The organism is Burkholderia sp. 22313 (assembly GCF_052045245.1).
Classification (GTDB): Bacteria; Pseudomonadota; Gammaproteobacteria; order Burkholderiales; family Burkholderiaceae; genus Burkholderia.
The window spans coordinates 1-15,081 of the sequence record NZ_JBQEON010000062.1; the positions used below are offsets into that span (position 1 = coordinate 1).

Genomic DNA, 15,081 nt, shown 5'->3' on the forward strand with positions numbered 1-15,081 from the left:
CGTCGTCAGGCCGCCGTCGAAGCTCACGCCGATCGATCCGAACCAGGACTGGTTCCGCGCTCGTGGCGGCAACAACGCTTACCTGCCGTGGTGGGGGCGCCGCCACGATACCGATTACGGCATGCAAGGCTATTCGTGGTGATGTATGCGACACGGCGACGCGGCTTCGGCTGCCCGGCAAACGCGGCTGGCCTGCTCGCAGCCAGCGCACCGGCCAGCAGCACGCTCGCGACGAGCGCACATCGTGCGCCGCGATGCACGGCGCCGGCCGTACCTGCCCGCATCACAGATGCTCCACTTGCAGAATCGCATCGGCGAACGCTTGCGGCGCTTCCTGAGGCAGGTTGTGGCCGATGCCGCCGGTGATCGTCCGGTGCTGGTACTTGCCCGTGAACTTCTTCGCATACGCGGCCGGTTGCGGATGCGGTGCACCGTTCGCGTCGCCTTCCATCGTGATCGTCGGCACGGTGATCGCCGGGCCGGACGCGAGCCGCCGCTCGATGTCGTCGTATTGCGCTTCGCCCTTCGCGAGCCCGAGGCGCCAGCGATAGTTGTGGATCACGACGGCCACGTGATCGGGGTTCCGGAACGATGCGGCGGTGCGTGCAAACGTCTCGTCGGAGAACTGCCACTTCGGCGATGCAAGCTGCCAGATCAGCTTGTTGAACGCATCGCGATTCTCCGCGTAGCCGAGCGCGCCGCGCTCGGTCGTGAAGTAGAACTGATACCACCACTGGAACTCGGCCTGCGGCGGCAGCGGCTTCGCGTTCGCCGCCTGGCTGCCGATCAGGTAGCCGCTCACCGATACCAGCGCCTTCACGCGCTGCGGCCACAGCGCCGCGATGATGTCGGCCGTGCGCGCACCCCAGTCGTAGCCGCCGAACACCGCGCGGTCGATCTTCAGCGCATCCATCAGCGCGACGATGTCGACGGCCGTTACCGCCTGCTGGCCGTTGCGCACCGTGTCGGCCGAGCGGAACGTCGTCGATCCGTAACCGCGCAGATACGGAACGATCACGCGATAGCCGGCCGCCGTCAGCAGCGGCGCGACGTCCGCGTAGCTGTAGATGTCGTACGGCCAGCCGTGCAGCAGGAACACGACGGGGCCGTTCTTCGGGCCGAGATCCGCATACCCGACGTTCAGCACGCCCGCGTCGATCTGGTGGATCTTGCCGAGCGACGCCGCGCCGGCCGAACTCTGGTTCGTCGATGCAGCGGGTGCCGACTGCGCACGCGCCAGCGAGCCGAGCCCGAGGTCGGCCAAGGTCAGGCTCGCGAGTGTCGTACCCAGGATCAGGCGGCGGCGGGTGTTCACGGTATCAGGCATGACTCGTTCTCCATTGTCGATCGCTACGGAAGGGGCCCGCGGCACGTGCGGGCGAATCGGTATCGCCTTTCACGCCGGCGGCGCATGGCACCGCGCCACCGGGTGAAGCGCTTCACCGGATTTATATCCGAACCATCCGGATGCTTTGTATCCCAGCGTATCTGTGTTCCGGTACGACACACGGCGATTCAAAATCGTCGCGCAAGCCGTGCGTTTCGGGCCGCGCGCGGCGGGTTGCCCGTGCTCGAGGATTTCGTCGCGCGGGATCGAGCGTTCGGGCACGCCGCCGCTGTTGGGTATCCGGGGTATCCGGGATTTGTCGGGTTTGTAACAGGCGTACGAACGTCGCCGTCAGGGGGCAATCCAGCGGCCTTCGTAGCCGTCGTCAGTGGACGCTGTGCCGGTGCCTTGGCTCGCCGTGACGTACGCTTCTTCGGGCGCCTCGATCGGCGTGCCCGGCCGCAACGGTGCGCGATACAACAGCAGCGTATGCGGACGGCTTGATTGCCAGATCGCACGGCGTTGCGCTTCGTCGTCGCAGATCGACGCAACACCTTCCGCGCGAATCTGGACCAGCGAATCAAGATCGCTCGCGACGATGGCGATGCGCGGATCGCGGCGCAGCTCCGCGACCTTCTCCGAACGTGCATCGGTATGGAACGACAGCACGCTGTCGGCGCGGCTCACCTGCCGCAACACGATCGTGCGCACCTTCGGCGCGCCGTCGAGGCCGAGCGTCGCGGCCTGCAGCATCGTGAACGGCGAGCGCTGTCCGCCGACGCCTGATTCGAGGCAGGACCAGAGACGGTCGTACGTTTGCGTGAGCGACTCGGTGTTGATTTCGGACATGACGGCGCGGCGATCCTGCAGGATTCGATCGCGCTAGCTTAACCGTTTCGGCGGCGGGTTTTCGTTATGAGCCCGCCGCGCGTGGTTCAGTTGTAGCCGAGCACGACCGGTGCCGCATCGCTCGCGTCGCTCGAATCCGCGCCGAAGCGGCCGAGCACGTCGGCGACGTACTGCGGCCCCGCGCTGATCTGCGACGACTTGTGCACGATGGGGCCGACAGCGGCCGAGCTCGCCGCTTCGTCCATCCATGCGGTGTCGTTGATGATGATGTTCATATCGGTGTCTCCTTACGCGGCCAGCGCCGCACCATACGCGCGCACGAGGCGCGCCACGCCTTCCCGGATCGCGTCGACGTCCGGCGCGGCAAACGACAGCCGCAGCGATGCGGCATCGACGTTGTCCGCGAAGAATGCCTTGCCCGGCACGAACACGACCTTGTTCGCGATCGCCTGTTGCAGCAGCACGTCCGACGACACCGCGCCGATACGCGCCCACACGAACATCCCGCCTTCAGGGCGATGGAACGTGATTGCGTCGCCGAAGCCGTCGCGCAGCGCATCGCACATCGCGTCGCACTTGCGCTGGTAGGCCGCCGTGATGCGCGGCAGATGGCGTTCGAGCGCGCCATCGGCGAGATATTCGGCGGCGGTCGCTTGCGTCCACGGCGTGCTGCACAGGTCGACCGTCTGTTTCGCGATCACGCAGCGGCGGGCGATTTCGGCCGGCGCGATCGTCCAGCCCACGCGCAGCCCCGGCGCGACGATTTTCGACAGGCTCGCGAAGTGCACGATCCAGTCGCGTGCGCCGTCGACTTCGCTCGCGAGCGCAAGCATCGACGGCACCGGTTCGCCCGCGAAACGCAGGTCGCCGTAGGGATCGTCCTCGACGATCAGGAAGCGGTATTGCACCGCGAGACGCAGCAGCTTCAACCGGCGTTCGCGCGTGAGCGTCGCGCCGGTCGGGTTCGCGAAGGTCGGCACCGTGTAGAGCAGCTTCGGCTGTGCGATCGCGCCGGATGCGAGTTGCGATGCGAGGCGGTCGACGTCAAGGCCCTCGCCGTCGACGGGAATCGTCACGATGCGCGCCTGTTGCAGACGCATCGCCGACAGCGTCGCCGGGTACGCCGGTTGTTCGGTCAGCACGACGTCGCCCGGTGCGACCATCACGCGCAGCAGCAGGTCGAGGCCTTGCTGCGAGCCGGTCGTGACGAGCAGTTCGGCCGGCGTGCACGTCACGTCGCGGCGCGCCATCAACGCGATCAGTTGCTGCTTCAGTTCGCCGAGGCCGTCGGTCGGGCCGTATTGCAGGCAGCGGACCGGCTGCGCGTATGCGCGTTCGGCGGCGGTGTTCAGGCCATCGACGTCGAACAGGTCGCTGGCCGGATAGCCGCCCGCGAAGGAAATCATCCCCGGTTCGGAGAGGTATTTGAACAGCTCGCGGATCGGCGAACCGGCAGGATTCTGGAATGAGGGCGTGAACGCGTACATGTCGTCGTGAGCTGGATGGCAAGGACGGCCGGGATAGCCGACAGGTGCCGCCCGCCAAGGCGCTTCTGGCGCCAACGGCGGGATTCGGAGCCACGATTGTCGATAGTCATTAAGGCCGCGGCAAACGATATCTATGCACTAGGTCTTGCGGTTTGGTCATTAATTGGGGGCGTGGGAAGTTCGTGCCGTCGGTACGGATCGGGGGTGTTTGGCGGCTTTAAATCGGCGTGTTGGCGCCCCACGGCGTGTGCGGTCGTGACGGTTGCTAACGGTAGTTGTTGACGCGGATCGCGACATCCGGCGCATGGCCGGGGCGGTGGCGCCCCAGCAATCGGTCGCGTTATTGCGAAGCGGATGGTCCCCCATCAAAGGCCGCAAAAAGCGGCCTTTGCCTATTCACGCGCAAACGGATTCCGGCTGCCCGGCTGATGGTAAGGCTGCTCACGCATCGCAAGCGTGTCGTGGTCAGGCGTGATGGTGATTTGCCGCGACTTGTGGTTGATCCCGAGATAGACACGGTCACCCGGCTCGAATCCGAACAGCTTGAAATGCGCATCGATGACGGCCATCCAGGGCATGTATGGCCAACCTCGCTTCGGCTTGTCCGGCGTGCTGCGGAGGATCATCTGAAACACGGTGTTCGGGTCTTGCTGCTTGCGTTTCCTGAAACGCGACTTAATATTGGCGACAGTCATTTCCGACTCCTGGTGTGAGTTGGTTGTGGTCAGCGGGTCGTATGGGTTGCCGCCCATGCGGCCCGCGCTTCTTGCTGCTGTGAAGTCTCCCTTCTCTTTCCTCTTTGCTGCTTCTTGCCGTTGACGGTGGTGGTTCAGGCCATCAGCGTGAAGGGTTGTTCGCTCCCAACCTTCGATAGTCGAGAAGCAAGGCTTCATGAACAGTCTAGCCGTGCAGGCATCTCAGAAATAGGGAATTCTGAAGGACTGGCCGAACGGGATAGGGACGTGGTGGACACATGATGGGCATGCGGTCCGGGAGAAATGTGATGGCGAAATTTTTGACCGATCGCGATGCAAGTCCGGCGGGCTGCTCGAGATCTGGCTGACGTTATTTACTGCGACTGACGGAACGCGGGGCGTTCAGCGCGCGATCTGATCCGGTACGCCGACCGTTGTCCAACATTTATTGGCGTTGTTGAACGATAGTTCTCGATCGTCAGCAGTGGAAAGCAAGGACCGCTGCCGACACCGGACAATCACGCTTTCCGAAAGCGGCCAATCAGCTCGGATGGCGCACGTAGTAGATGTCCCATTCTGCTTCGTCAGTCTGTACGAAGCCATGCCGCCGGTAAAAGCGGTTCGAATCACTGCCGCGCAAGGCACCCAGGCGGATTGGCATGCACTGCGCGTCTGCACTCTTCAAGACGTCGCTTAAGACAGCTGTGCCAATGCCTCTGCCCTGGTGCTCGGGCAGGATATATAGATGATCGAGAAGCCAATGATCTTGCTGCGGGCGGATCAAGATAAAGCCTGTCTGAATACCATCGGCCTCGATGAGTCGGCACAGAACGGGATCAAATGACGCCAGGAAGCGCTCGCGAGCGCGTTGTGGATCGAAGCGTCCGATGCGCTCCAAACTTTCGCGCATCGCGGCAATACGAATACTGACTAAGGTGTCAGCGTCGGACTCCGTTGTGGCTCGGAAGGCTAAATTCACGGGGAGCGATTTCTTGACGGTCATTTTTAATATCGATATATCAGCTACATCCGTAATTTTCTGCCCCGATTGTGCTTGATCTAGGGCGCGCATCGCAACGTCGGAAATTGGCCGTTCTCATCCTTTCTCGCGGCCCGGTTCAACTGGCTCTTGCTCGTCTTGGGAAAGAAGGTCGGACAGTTCAGACGGTGAAAGGCGCTTCATTTTCTTTTCGAGCTTGCGATCGTATAGCCGGTCGTTGGGCTCTGAGGCCTGAGTCTTGCGCGCGTACTGCCGCACGAAGCAACTGAGCTCGCCAGCTAGCCGAGTTTTTGTGCGGTTCGTAGTCATGTGTCGATCTTGTGGCAATCCAAGTCATGCCTTGCGTCATCCTGCGCCGATTGTCGACGATTCAGAGGCTGACGTCGAGTGACCGTTTGTGGCCGAACTCCGCCGGCCGCCGCCCAGCGCACGCGACCGGCGCAGCCGATTGCGGCCGTAGAGAAAACGATGAATTCCACCCAAGTCGGTCCCTCGCAGCAGCGCGGAGAGATCGTTCAAGGGTTGAGATGAGCGACGAGCTTGATTGACCTGGACGCGTGACGACGCATGTCGTCACGCCCCCGTCTTGCGCTGCTCGGCCAGCACGTCGTCCAGCGTGCGCTGATGTCCGCACTGAACCATTCGCAAATCATAGCCAGTTGCTTCGAGCAAACGCACCAGCACAGATACGCTCATGTCGCCTCTCGCGAGCGTCTCCATGCGGGCAACCGCCGTGCGCGCGATGCCCGCGCGCTCCGCAAGCTCTCTCTGCGAAAGTCCGGCCGTGCTGCGCGCCTCTTTCAGCATCTCTCCGACATCGGACAATGTGGTCATTGGTAGCCCCGGGGCATCAAAACTCAGCGAAATCGAGTTTATTGTAGCCCGCGGGACACAGACTTCCATCCCGAGACATGTCGCGCCCGGGATGCAAATATCTAGGAAAATGTCCGTTCTGTGGCCATGCGGCGACCAAAATCTGTTGCGACGGCCGCCAGCGAACGCCCGTCAACGGTCAGCGATGTCGACGGCCACAATTTCGTACCCCCTATCGGCGTGCTCGTCCGCCACCTTTTTCGCTTCCTCATACGACAGGAACGACATGGCGTCTTCGACGACGGGTGCCATGCCAATGTCCCCGTCCTCGCCCCTGCAGAGGAACTGCAGACCGGTCTTCACGACATAGATGGTCGTCATCTCTCCCTCCATGGTTCGCAAGGGACACTTTCAGTCTAGCTCCCGCGGTTCCGGATGCAACTCCGGCCGTTGAATCGACCTGTCGCCACGCCCGCCCCGCCCCGATTACCTAGGTAATCGACACGTATGGACCTAGGTAATTGGCGTCCCTACCATGGTTTTCGACGCGATCCGACGCGCCCACACGAAGAGGACACCACCATGACCACCCAGGACGTCGACACCCAAACGCTCCGGCGCGTGATCGCCGCAGCGGCCATCGGCAATTTCGTCGAATGGTTCGATTTCGCCGCATACGGCTTTCTCGCCACCATCCTGACCCGTGAATTCTTCCCCAGCGGCGACCCGACCATCGGACTCCTGAAGACGTTCGCCGTCTTCGCGGTGGCCTTCGCGTTCCGTCCGCTGGGCGGCCTGATCTTCGGCGTCATCGGCGATCGCATCGGCCGCAAGCGCACGCTCGCGCTGACGATCCTGATGATGGCCGGCTCGACGACGCTGATCGGCCTGCTGCCGACCTACGCGCGCATCGGCTACTGGGCGCCGTTGCTGCTCACGATCATCCGCTGCGTGCAGGGCTTTTCGGCCGGCGGCGAATACGCGGGCGCCTGCGCTTACGTGATGGAACACGCACCGCGCCGCCGCCGCGCGTTCTTCGGCAGCTTCGTGCCGGTGTCGACCTTCTCGTCGTTCGCTTGCGCGGCAGTGGTCGCGTATCTGCTCGAAGCGTCGCTGTCGTCGCAGGCGATGATCGACTGGGGCTGGCGCGTGCCGTTCCTGATCGCGGCACCGGTCGGCCTCATCGGCGTCTACCTGCGCGTGAACCTGAACGAAACGCCCGCGTTCCAGGCGCTCGAAGGCAAGCACGACATCGCGCATGCGCCGCTGATGGAAACGCTGCACTCGCAGTCGTGGAACATCCTGAAGCTCGGTGCGTTCGTGTCCGTGACGGCGCTGTCGTTCTACACGTTCACGACCTATTTCGCGACGTACCTGCAAGTGGCCGGCCACCTGTCGCGCGGCACGTCGCTGCTCGTGACGGTGCTCGCCCTGCTGTTCGCCGCCGCGCTGTGCCCGGTCGCCGGTTTCTTCTCCGACCTCGTCGGCCGCCGCGCGACGATCGCCGCGACCGGCATCTTCATCATCGTGTCGGTCTATCCGGCCTTCTCGCTGGGCGGCTCGGGCGTGCTGTCGCAATCGCTGATCGGCGTCGCGCTGCTGGCGATCGGCGCGGTGTTCTCGGGCGTGGTGACGGCGCCGCTGATGTCGGAAGTGTTCGCGACGAAAACCCGCTACACGGCATCCGCGATCACGTACAACCTCGCCTACACGATCTTCGGCGGGACGGCTCCGCTCGTCGCCACGTGGCTGATTTCCGCGACCGGCACGAATCTGTCTCCCGCGTACTACCTGATCGCCGTGTCGATCTTCGCGATGATCGGCGGCCTGGCATTGCCGGAAACGTCGAAGACGGCACTCGAGGACGCAGGTCCGGCAACCGGCGGAACCGCTCGGCCCGCGAAGCGCGGCGTCGAAGGCGCGGTTTGAGCGGGCGTCCCGCTCCTGCAACCGGTGTTGGCGGCATGGCGGTATTCGAGCATTATCTGAAGCGGCTGTCGCAGCGCGGCTGGGGCGTGTTCAGCCTCGTCGAAACCGATCCGGCGACGTCGCATGCGCGCATTCGGCCGAAGCCCGGTGTGCGGGTGAAGGTCACGACTGCTGCATCTTTCACGTCGGCTGACTTTCGTGCAGCCGCTATCGCTACAATCCGACCGGCGCGACTCTGCCCGATAGCCCGAGTCCGAACCCCGTTCGGACCTGTCGATACGATACCGATACGAACATGACCGACACGATGCCCAGTCTCGACTACGAAGACCTCTTCAGGCATCTGCCCGTCGCGGCGATCGTGGCGAAGGAGCGCATCATGGTCGACTGCAACGAGAAGGCATTGCAGCTGTTCAGGGCGACCCGCGACGACATCGTCGACCAGTCGTTCGCGAAGCTCTATCCGCAGCAGAAGGACTTCGCGACGACGGGCCGGCGCCTCGCGCCGCTGCTCGCGAAGCATGCGGGGTTCAGCGACGACCGCATCATGCGGCGCGTCGACGGCAGCCATTTCTGGGTCACCGTGTGCGGCTTCGGCTACAACCCGAAGCGGCCGTTCGAATTGGCGATCTGGACCTTCACCGACCTTTCGGGCGATGCCAAGCACCCCGACGTCGCGAGCACGTTGACCGATCGCGAGCGCGACGTCGCGGCATTCCTGGTTCACGGGCTGACCAGCAAGGAGATCGGCAAGGAGCTGAGCATCAGCCCGCGCACGGTCGATATCCATCGCGCGAGCCTGTTGAGAAAGTATGAAGTGCGAACGACCCACGATCTGATCGCGCACCTGCTGGCCTGAGCCGGGCACGCGAGAACGTCGAAGGTCACGCTCCCGACGATTCCGCCGCCGGAGAACCCCAAAAAAAGCCCGGCAAAAGCCGGGCCAATCAGTTTGAGACACAAGGAGAATCCCGCCCACCCCATACCGGGCGGTCACGCCGCGCTACACGACGTTCTTTTCGACGATCGGCCGGTTTTCCAGCACCCGCTCCCAGCCGAGCGACGACAGGTCGAGCGATTCGTATCGCCCGCCCAGAATCAGTTCACTTACCCCGCGTCCGGTCGCGGGCCCCTGCTGCAGCCCGTGCCCGCTATACCCGTTCGCGAACACGACGTTGTCGAGCTCGGGGTGATATCCGATGATCGCGTTGTGATCGAACACGTTGTACTCGTAGTACCCGGACCAGCAGTTCTCCACGCGCAGCGCTTCGAACTCCGGCACGCGATTCGCGAGCGTCGGCCAGATCACCTCGTCGAACAGGTCGTGATCGACCTCGTCGAGCGGCAGATCGTCGGGATCGCGATCGGGGCTCGGCGACGTCCCGCAGATATACGTGCGCCCTTCCGGCCGGAAATACACGCCGGTCGGATCGATCAGCAGCGGGCAATCGGTGAGCTTCGCCGGCGACGACACGTTGAAGATGCTGCGGCGTCGCGCATACACGGGAATGTCGATGCCCATCATCGACGACAGCGTGCGCGTCCATGCGCCGGCCGCGTTGACGAGCGTGTCGCACGCGTAGCGCTCGCCGTCGCTCGTCGTCACGTGCGTGATCTTGCGACCGTCGCGCACGACGCCGGTCACATCGGCCGGCACGTAGCGCGCGCCGAGCGCCTGCGCCTTCTTGCGCAGCGCCTGCACGAGCCCGTAACCGTCGAACCACCCTTCGCCGCTCACGCCATACGCGCCCGACACGAGATCGTCGACGTTCAGCCACGGAAACTTCGCGCGCAACGCATCGCGATCCATCAAGCGAATATCGGCACCGAGCTTCGTCTGCAGCGCATGGTTCTCGCGCAGCGTCGCGTCGCCTGCCGGCGTCGCGAGAAACAGATAGCCGCCTTCATGCAGGTCGATCGACGGGCGCGTGCCGTCGACCTCGAGCCGCTCGCCGATCGTGCGCAGGAAGTCGATCCCGAACAGCGACATCTCGATCGATAGCGGCGTCGAGAACTGCTGGCGAATCGACGCGGCCGACAGCGCCGACGACGACTTTGCATAGGTGGGATCGCGTTCGATGACGGTCACGGACACCGTCGGATCGGTAGCGCGCAGGAAATAGGCGATCGAGCTGCCGATCACACCACCGCCGACGATGACGACTTGAGAACTCACGACTGACTCCAGTTGCACGTGAAAGGCGCGGCCAGCCGGCCGCGCCCGAAGGTTGTTCATGCCGCGTCGCGCGCGGCGCCGTGCGCGGCGGACCATGACCGCCCGGCGAATCACCCCGACATGCGCCGCGATCGCATCCGGTCGCCCTGGCTATTTCAGCACGTCCGGGCTCGCCGCGAAAGTCCGCGCGCGTTCGGGTATTTCGGGTGTTCAGTCCGCCGTTTGCGTGGTGACGGGCTGCCACGCGGCGTTCTTCACTTCATACAGCGTCGAGCTCGGGTTCTTCAGGTCGCCCGTGTTCGTGAACGCGATCGTGCCGGTGATGCCGTCGTAGCGCGTGCCCTTCAGCGCGCCGTTGAAATCGGCCGGTTTCGTCGAATTCGCCTTCTGCATCGCGTTGATCGCGATCCACGTCGCGTCGTACGCGAACGGCGCATACGCGAGCATGTCGACGCCGTACTTCTGCTTGAATTTCGTTTCGAACTGCTTGCCCTTCGCGAGACGCGACAGCGGCTGCCCGTATTCCCACACGGACGCGCCTTCGGCCGCATTGCCGGCGAGCTTGATGAAGTTCGCGTTCATCACGCCGCCGCCGGCCAGGAACCGCGCGCGGATGCCGAGCTGGCGCATGCGCTTGACGAGCATCGCGGACTGCGCGTCGAGGCCGCCAAAGAACACCAGGTCGGCATTCGTGCTCTTGATCTTCGTGAGCTGCGCGCTGAAGTCGACGGCCTTGTCGTTGGTGAATTCACGCGCGACGATCGTGCCGCCGTTCGCCTTCGCGGCCTTCTCGAACTCGTCGGCTTCGCCCTGGCCGAACGCGGTGCGATCGTCGATGATCGCGATGCGCTTCGCCTTGGTCACGCTCGCCGCATACGCGCCGGCATTGCCGGCGTTCTGCGTGTCGGTCGCGATCACGCGGTACACGGTGCCGAGCCCGGCGCGCGTGATGTCGGGATTGGTCGCCGACGGCGTGATCATCGGAATGCCGGCCTTCGCGTAGATCTTCGATGCCGGGAGCGTCGTGCCCGAATTGAAGTGGCCGATCACGACGGCCACCTGCGCGTCGGTCAGTTGCTGCGCGGCCTGCACGCCGATGCGCGGATCGCTCTGGTCGTCCTGCGACGCGACGACGAATTTCACCGGCTTGCCGCCGATCGTCGTATGCGCGGCGTTCGCCTCGTCGACGGCCATGCGCACGCCGTTCTCGATGTCCTTGCCATAGGCGGCGCCGCTGCCGGTCAGCGGCACGGCCACGCCGACCTTGACGACCGTCTCCTGCGCGTGGGCCACGCCCATCTGGAACGCGAAGATCGCGGCGGTCAGCGAGATGCCGGAAAGCGAGCGAATGCGGAACGTCATCGGCCAATCCTTTCTTCTGTAGGTCGGGATGCGACGCGCGACCCTCGCGCGCCGGCGGCCTCCCGCGTGCCGGTGAATATTTGTCGCCGGGGCGTCGCGCACGGGCGCGGCGCCTGCCGGTCGATCACCGCGGTTCCGTCTCCGAAGAACCTGTCAGCGCGAAAGAGGTGAGCCGATTGTGGGTAGCCAATACGCGTGCAGCAAACGAAATATCGGAACTACGTTGTGAGGAATTGTCATCAAGTCCCGATGCCGCAGACGATACACGGCCCGCGCGACGGCGGGTCGGGAAAGGGGAAATTTCAGGCGGGATGCGCGCAAGCGCCGGTGCGCCAGGTTGCGCCGGGTAATGCCGTTGAAGCATCATCGCGGCTTCCGGCAGCCACGACGCGACGCGCATCGCGCGATGCGATCAGTCGCGCTCGCGGCGGTCAATATGGCTGTCGATGCCCGTATGCCTGCGCACCGCATCGGCCGCCTCGCCGGCCTTCTCCTGAATCTTGCCGGCCTGCTGCTCCGCCACGCCTTCCGCTTCCGTCTCGCGGTCGCCCGTCACCTTGCCGAGTGCTTCCTTGACCGAACCCTTCACTTGTTTGAGCTTCCCTTCGATGCGATTCCTGTCCATGGTCGTCTCCTGCGATGAGTTGGGGAGAGCCGACGGCACGGCAGCCCGCGCCGCACCGCCGAGCGGACAGGATCGCAGCCGCGCGCCGCGCGCGGCAGATGCGGATGCACCAGCCTGCATGGTGCATTCGCACCGATGGCCGGATACGCGACGCCCGGCGTCAGTCCTTGCCGTTCGCGCCGCCCTTGTCGGCGGCCTTGTCGGCGCCCTTCTCGCCTCGCGCGCCGTTCGTGTCGGACGCGCCGACGATCCCGCGCTCGCGCGCCCATACGATCGCCTCACCGCGGCTATGGACGTCGAGCTTCGCGTAGATCGTCGCGACGTGATTGCGAACCGTGTTCGGGGCAAGCCCGAGGCGGCCGGCGATCTCCTTGTCGGCGAGGCCGTGACACAGCAGGTCGAACACGTCGCGCTCGCGCGCGGTGAGATCCGACAGCTGCGCGCCCGCATCCGGCGCATTCGCGCGCCGCACGTTCGCCAGCTTTTCGATCAGCGTGCGGCTGAACCATGACGCATCCTGCATCGCGGTCTCGATCGCATAGACGAGCTCCATCTCGGTGCGCTTGCGATCGCTGATGTCGAGCAGCGCGATCAGCAGGCAATCCTGCCCGTGGATCGCGACGGGGTCGGCCGACACCACGCAATCGCGCACGTCGCCGTCGCGCGTGCGGATCTGCACGTCCGCGTTGCGCACGGTGCCGTCGCGCGCAAGCTGGCTGTCGATGCGCTGGCGCGCGCCGCGCTCGGCCCACAGCCCGATCTCGTCCGCGGACTTGCCGAGCAGATCGTCGCGCGCATGACCGGCCATCGCGACGAACGCATCGTTCACGTCGAGCAGCTCGAAGCGGTCGGCCGTGACGATCGCGGTCGCGACCGGCGCCATCCGGAACGCCTTCGCGAAGCGCTCCTCGCTCTGCCGCAACGCGAGCTCGGCCTGCTTGCGCGGCTCGAGATCCATGAACGTGAACAGCATGCAGCCTTCGCCGTTCATGTCGATCGGCTGCCCGGCGACGACGACCGCCTTCGTGCCGCCGTCCGCGCACTTCAGCACGGCCTCCATCTGCGGGATCGTCGCACCTTCGCCCAGCCGTTCGATCGCGAGCTCGCGCCGCTCGGCCTGTTCGAGCACGTCGACTTCGTAGACGGAGCGGCCGAGCACGTCGTCGCGCGCGTGGCCCGTCATGTCGAGGAAGCCCTGATTGACCTTCACGTAGCGCAAATCGTCGAGCCGGCAGATCACGGCCGGTGCCGGGTTCGCGTTGAAGGTGCGCTCGAAGCGGTCTTCGGCGCTCGCCCATTCGGTCGCGTCGTGCAGCACGAGCGCCAGGCAGTCGGGCTCGCCGGCTGCGTTCGTCAGCACCAGGCTGCGGATCCGGTGGACCCAGCTCACGTTCTCGTCGGCGGCCGATTCGACTTCGACGGTCACGTCGCTGAATTCCTCGCCCGCGATCACGCGGTCCATCGGATAGTGGCCGTCACGCACCGGATGGTTGTTCCGGTAGCGCAGCCGGAAGCGCTCGCGATACTCGGTGACATCCGCGCCGAGCGCGCTGAGCTCGGTCACGCCGTGCATCGCGAGCGCGGCCTCGTTCGCCCACACGATGCGCTGGTCGGGTTCGATGAGGATCACGCCTTCGGTGAGCCCCGCGATGATCTGATGCAGCTGGCGCCGGTCGGTATGCGTCTTCAGCACCTGTTCGTTTACTCGTTCGTCCATGGATCGATGGGTCCGCGTGGTCAACAGGGTGGCCGGGCCGGCCTCGTTCGCGCGTGCACACGCCAGCTTGTGCCGCGCGGCGCGTGTCGCGATGATCGCGTGCCGCCTGCGCGACGAACAGGCCCGGATGCACCATGCGCGATAGTACATGCGCATGCCGCGCCGCCTCCGTGCGCCATCCCGCCGAGCGGCGCGCGGCACACCCCCGCCCGGCCGCCGCGCGTTGCGCGTGCACCGGCGCATGTCCCGTTCCCGCTGCTGCGTTCCGTCCCCGTGCAAACGCACTAGGGCGTGTTCACACTATCGGTTTGAGGTTATGCTTCGGAGATGGAAATCTCCGAAGCCCAATTCAAACAGATCGAACATTGCCTGCCGCGCCAACGAGGCAATGTAAGTCTGTCGAACCTGCAAGTGCTCAATGCAATCCTTTACGTAGCCGAGCATGGCTGCAAGTGGCGCGGCCTGCCTTCGCGCTTCGGCCGTTGGCACACGATCTACACGCGCATGAACCGCTGGTCCCGCAGCGGTGTGCTGGACCGGGTGTTCACGGAGTTGCAGCGCGCGCAGATTATCCGTGTCCGGATCGAAGCGGTATCGCTGGATAGCACAATCGTCAAAGTTCATCCTGACGGGACCGGCGCATTAAAAAAAACGGTCCACAAGCCATCGGCAAATCTCGCGGAGGATGGACAACCAAGATTCATATGGTTGCCGCGGATGCTCGAACAGCCGTAACGTTTGCTCTGTCGCCCGGCCAAGCTGGCGATGCTCCGCAGGGGCGCGCACTTCTCGAAAGTCTGGGGCCGCCGAACCGGCCGCTGTACCTCCTGATGGACAAAGCGTACGAGGGCAACGAAACCCGGCAACTCGCGCTCGACCTTGGCTTCATTCCCGTCGTACCGCCGTTGCGGACACGCGTTGAGCCTTGGGAGTACGACCGCGAAATGTACAAGCGTCGCAACGAAGTCGAACGACTGTTCCGCCGCTTGAAGGGCTTTCGGCGCATCTTCTCGCGCTTTGACAAGCTCGATGTGATGTTCATTGCCTTTATCAACTTCGCCTTGATCATTGAAGGCTTGCGATAGTGTGAACACGCCCTAG

At 64.5% G+C, this 15,081-nt stretch carries 15 protein-coding genes and 3 pseudogenes; 5 read left to right on the forward strand and 13 right to left on the reverse strand.

All coding sequences use genetic code 11. The features are described 5' to 3' along the window. A pseudogene (locus ACTJKF_RS30845) lies at positions 1-142 on the forward strand (virulence factor); the annotation flags it as partial. A 141-nt stretch (positions 143-283) separates the two neighbouring features. On the opposite strand, the gene ACTJKF_RS30850 reads toward ACTJKF_RS30845, so the two are convergent. The 9 genes and pseudogenes from ACTJKF_RS30850 to ACTJKF_RS30890 form a co-directional block, all read right to left on the reverse strand. Further along, the gene (locus ACTJKF_RS30850) at positions 284-1,327 is read right to left on the reverse strand and encodes an alpha/beta fold hydrolase (protein WP_440628863.1); all 1,044 of its coding nucleotides are present in this window, start codon (positions 1,325-1,327) and stop codon (positions 284-286) included. Positions 1,328-1,699: 372 nt separating this feature from the next. Then, positions 1,700-2,176: pseudogene (locus ACTJKF_RS30855) on the reverse strand (pyridoxamine 5'-phosphate oxidase family protein); the annotation flags it as partial. An 86-nt stretch (positions 2,177-2,262) separates the two neighbouring features. Then, positions 2,263-2,451 carry a hypothetical protein gene (locus tag ACTJKF_RS30860; protein ID WP_440628864.1) on the reverse strand — a complete coding sequence of 63 codons (189 nt, stop codon included), beginning with the start codon at positions 2,449-2,451 and terminating at the stop codon, positions 2,263-2,265. A 12-nt stretch (positions 2,452-2,463) separates the two neighbouring features. Next, a complete protein-coding gene (locus ACTJKF_RS30865; RefSeq protein ID WP_440628865.1) occupies positions 2,464-3,663 on the reverse strand; it encodes a PLP-dependent aminotransferase family protein in 1,200 nt (399 codons plus the stop codon). Positions 3,664-4,055: 392 nt separating this feature from the next. Further along, positions 4,056-4,556: a hypothetical protein gene (locus tag ACTJKF_RS30870; protein ID WP_440628867.1), complete on the reverse strand. Its 501-nt coding sequence runs from the start codon at positions 4,554-4,556 to the stop codon at positions 4,056-4,058. A gap of 343 nt (positions 4,557-4,899) precedes the next feature. After that, entirely contained in the window at positions 4,900-5,361 is a 462-nt protein-coding gene (locus tag ACTJKF_RS30875) for a GNAT family N-acetyltransferase (RefSeq protein WP_440628869.1), read from the reverse strand. A gap of 93 nt (positions 5,362-5,454) precedes the next feature. Further along, positions 5,455-5,667 carry a hypothetical protein gene (locus ACTJKF_RS30880; RefSeq protein WP_440628871.1) on the reverse strand — a complete coding sequence of 71 codons (213 nt, stop codon included), beginning with the start codon at positions 5,665-5,667 and terminating at the stop codon, positions 5,455-5,457. A gap of 264 nt (positions 5,668-5,931) precedes the next feature. After that, positions 5,932-6,192 (reverse strand): helix-turn-helix domain-containing protein, encoded by a 261-nt coding sequence (locus ACTJKF_RS30885; RefSeq protein ID WP_440628873.1) that lies wholly within the window; start codon positions 6,190-6,192, stop codon positions 5,932-5,934. 171 nt (positions 6,193-6,363) lie between these two features. Next, positions 6,364-6,552 carry a hypothetical protein gene (locus tag ACTJKF_RS30890; protein ID WP_440628874.1) on the reverse strand — a complete coding sequence of 63 codons (189 nt, stop codon included), beginning with the start codon at positions 6,550-6,552 and terminating at the stop codon, positions 6,364-6,366. Positions 6,553-6,753: 201 nt separating this feature from the next. Between ACTJKF_RS30890 and ACTJKF_RS30895 the strand changes: the two genes are divergently transcribed. The 3 genes and pseudogenes from ACTJKF_RS30895 (at position 6,754) to ACTJKF_RS30905 (ending at position 8,959) form a co-directional block, all read left to right on the forward strand. Beyond that, entirely contained in the window at positions 6,754-8,100 is a 1,347-nt protein-coding gene (locus ACTJKF_RS30895; protein ID WP_440628875.1) for an MFS transporter, read from the forward strand. A gap of 23 nt (positions 8,101-8,123) precedes the next feature. Then, positions 8,124-8,234, forward strand: a pseudogene (locus ACTJKF_RS30900) (DUF5943 domain-containing protein); the annotation flags it as partial. A 161-nt stretch (positions 8,235-8,395) separates the two neighbouring features. Continuing rightward, positions 8,396-8,959 (forward strand): LuxR C-terminal-related transcriptional regulator, encoded by a 564-nt coding sequence (locus ACTJKF_RS30905; RefSeq protein WP_440628877.1) that lies wholly within the window; start codon positions 8,396-8,398, stop codon positions 8,957-8,959. A gap of 144 nt (positions 8,960-9,103) precedes the next feature. Here ACTJKF_RS30905 and ACTJKF_RS30910 read toward each other — a convergent pair whose 3' ends face one another. The 4 genes from ACTJKF_RS30910 to ACTJKF_RS30925 all read right to left on the reverse strand — a co-directional run bounded on the left by ACTJKF_RS30910 (position 9,104) and on the right by ACTJKF_RS30925 (position 13,980). Next, a complete protein-coding gene (locus tag ACTJKF_RS30910) occupies positions 9,104-10,276 on the reverse strand; it encodes an NAD(P)/FAD-dependent oxidoreductase (protein ID WP_440628879.1) in 1,173 nt (390 codons plus the stop codon). Between the two features lie 210 nt (positions 10,277-10,486). Then, complete coding sequence (locus ACTJKF_RS30915) at positions 10,487-11,638, reverse strand: branched-chain amino acid ABC transporter substrate-binding protein (protein WP_440628881.1); 1,152 nt, start codon at positions 11,636-11,638, stop codon at positions 10,487-10,489. Positions 11,639-12,050: 412 nt separating this feature from the next. Beyond that, positions 12,051-12,263, reverse strand: coding sequence for a CsbD family protein (locus ACTJKF_RS30920; protein WP_440628883.1), 213 nt, complete (start codon positions 12,261-12,263; stop codon positions 12,051-12,053). Between the two features lie 160 nt (positions 12,264-12,423). Next, complete coding sequence (locus ACTJKF_RS30925; RefSeq protein ID WP_440628884.1) at positions 12,424-13,980, reverse strand: PAS domain S-box protein; 1,557 nt, start codon at positions 13,978-13,980, stop codon at positions 12,424-12,426. Positions 13,981-14,307: 327 nt separating this feature from the next. Here ACTJKF_RS30925 and ACTJKF_RS30930 point away from each other — a divergent pair. Beyond that, positions 14,308-15,065, forward strand: a protein-coding gene (locus ACTJKF_RS30930) for an IS5 family transposase (protein ID WP_440628511.1) whose coding sequence is annotated in 2 segments (ribosomal slippage) — positions 14,308-14,623 and positions 14,623-15,065 — 759 coding nt in all. Because the reading frame shifts where the segments join, the coding sequence is not laid out codon by codon here. The last annotated feature ends 16 nt before the right edge of the window (positions 15,066-15,081 follow it).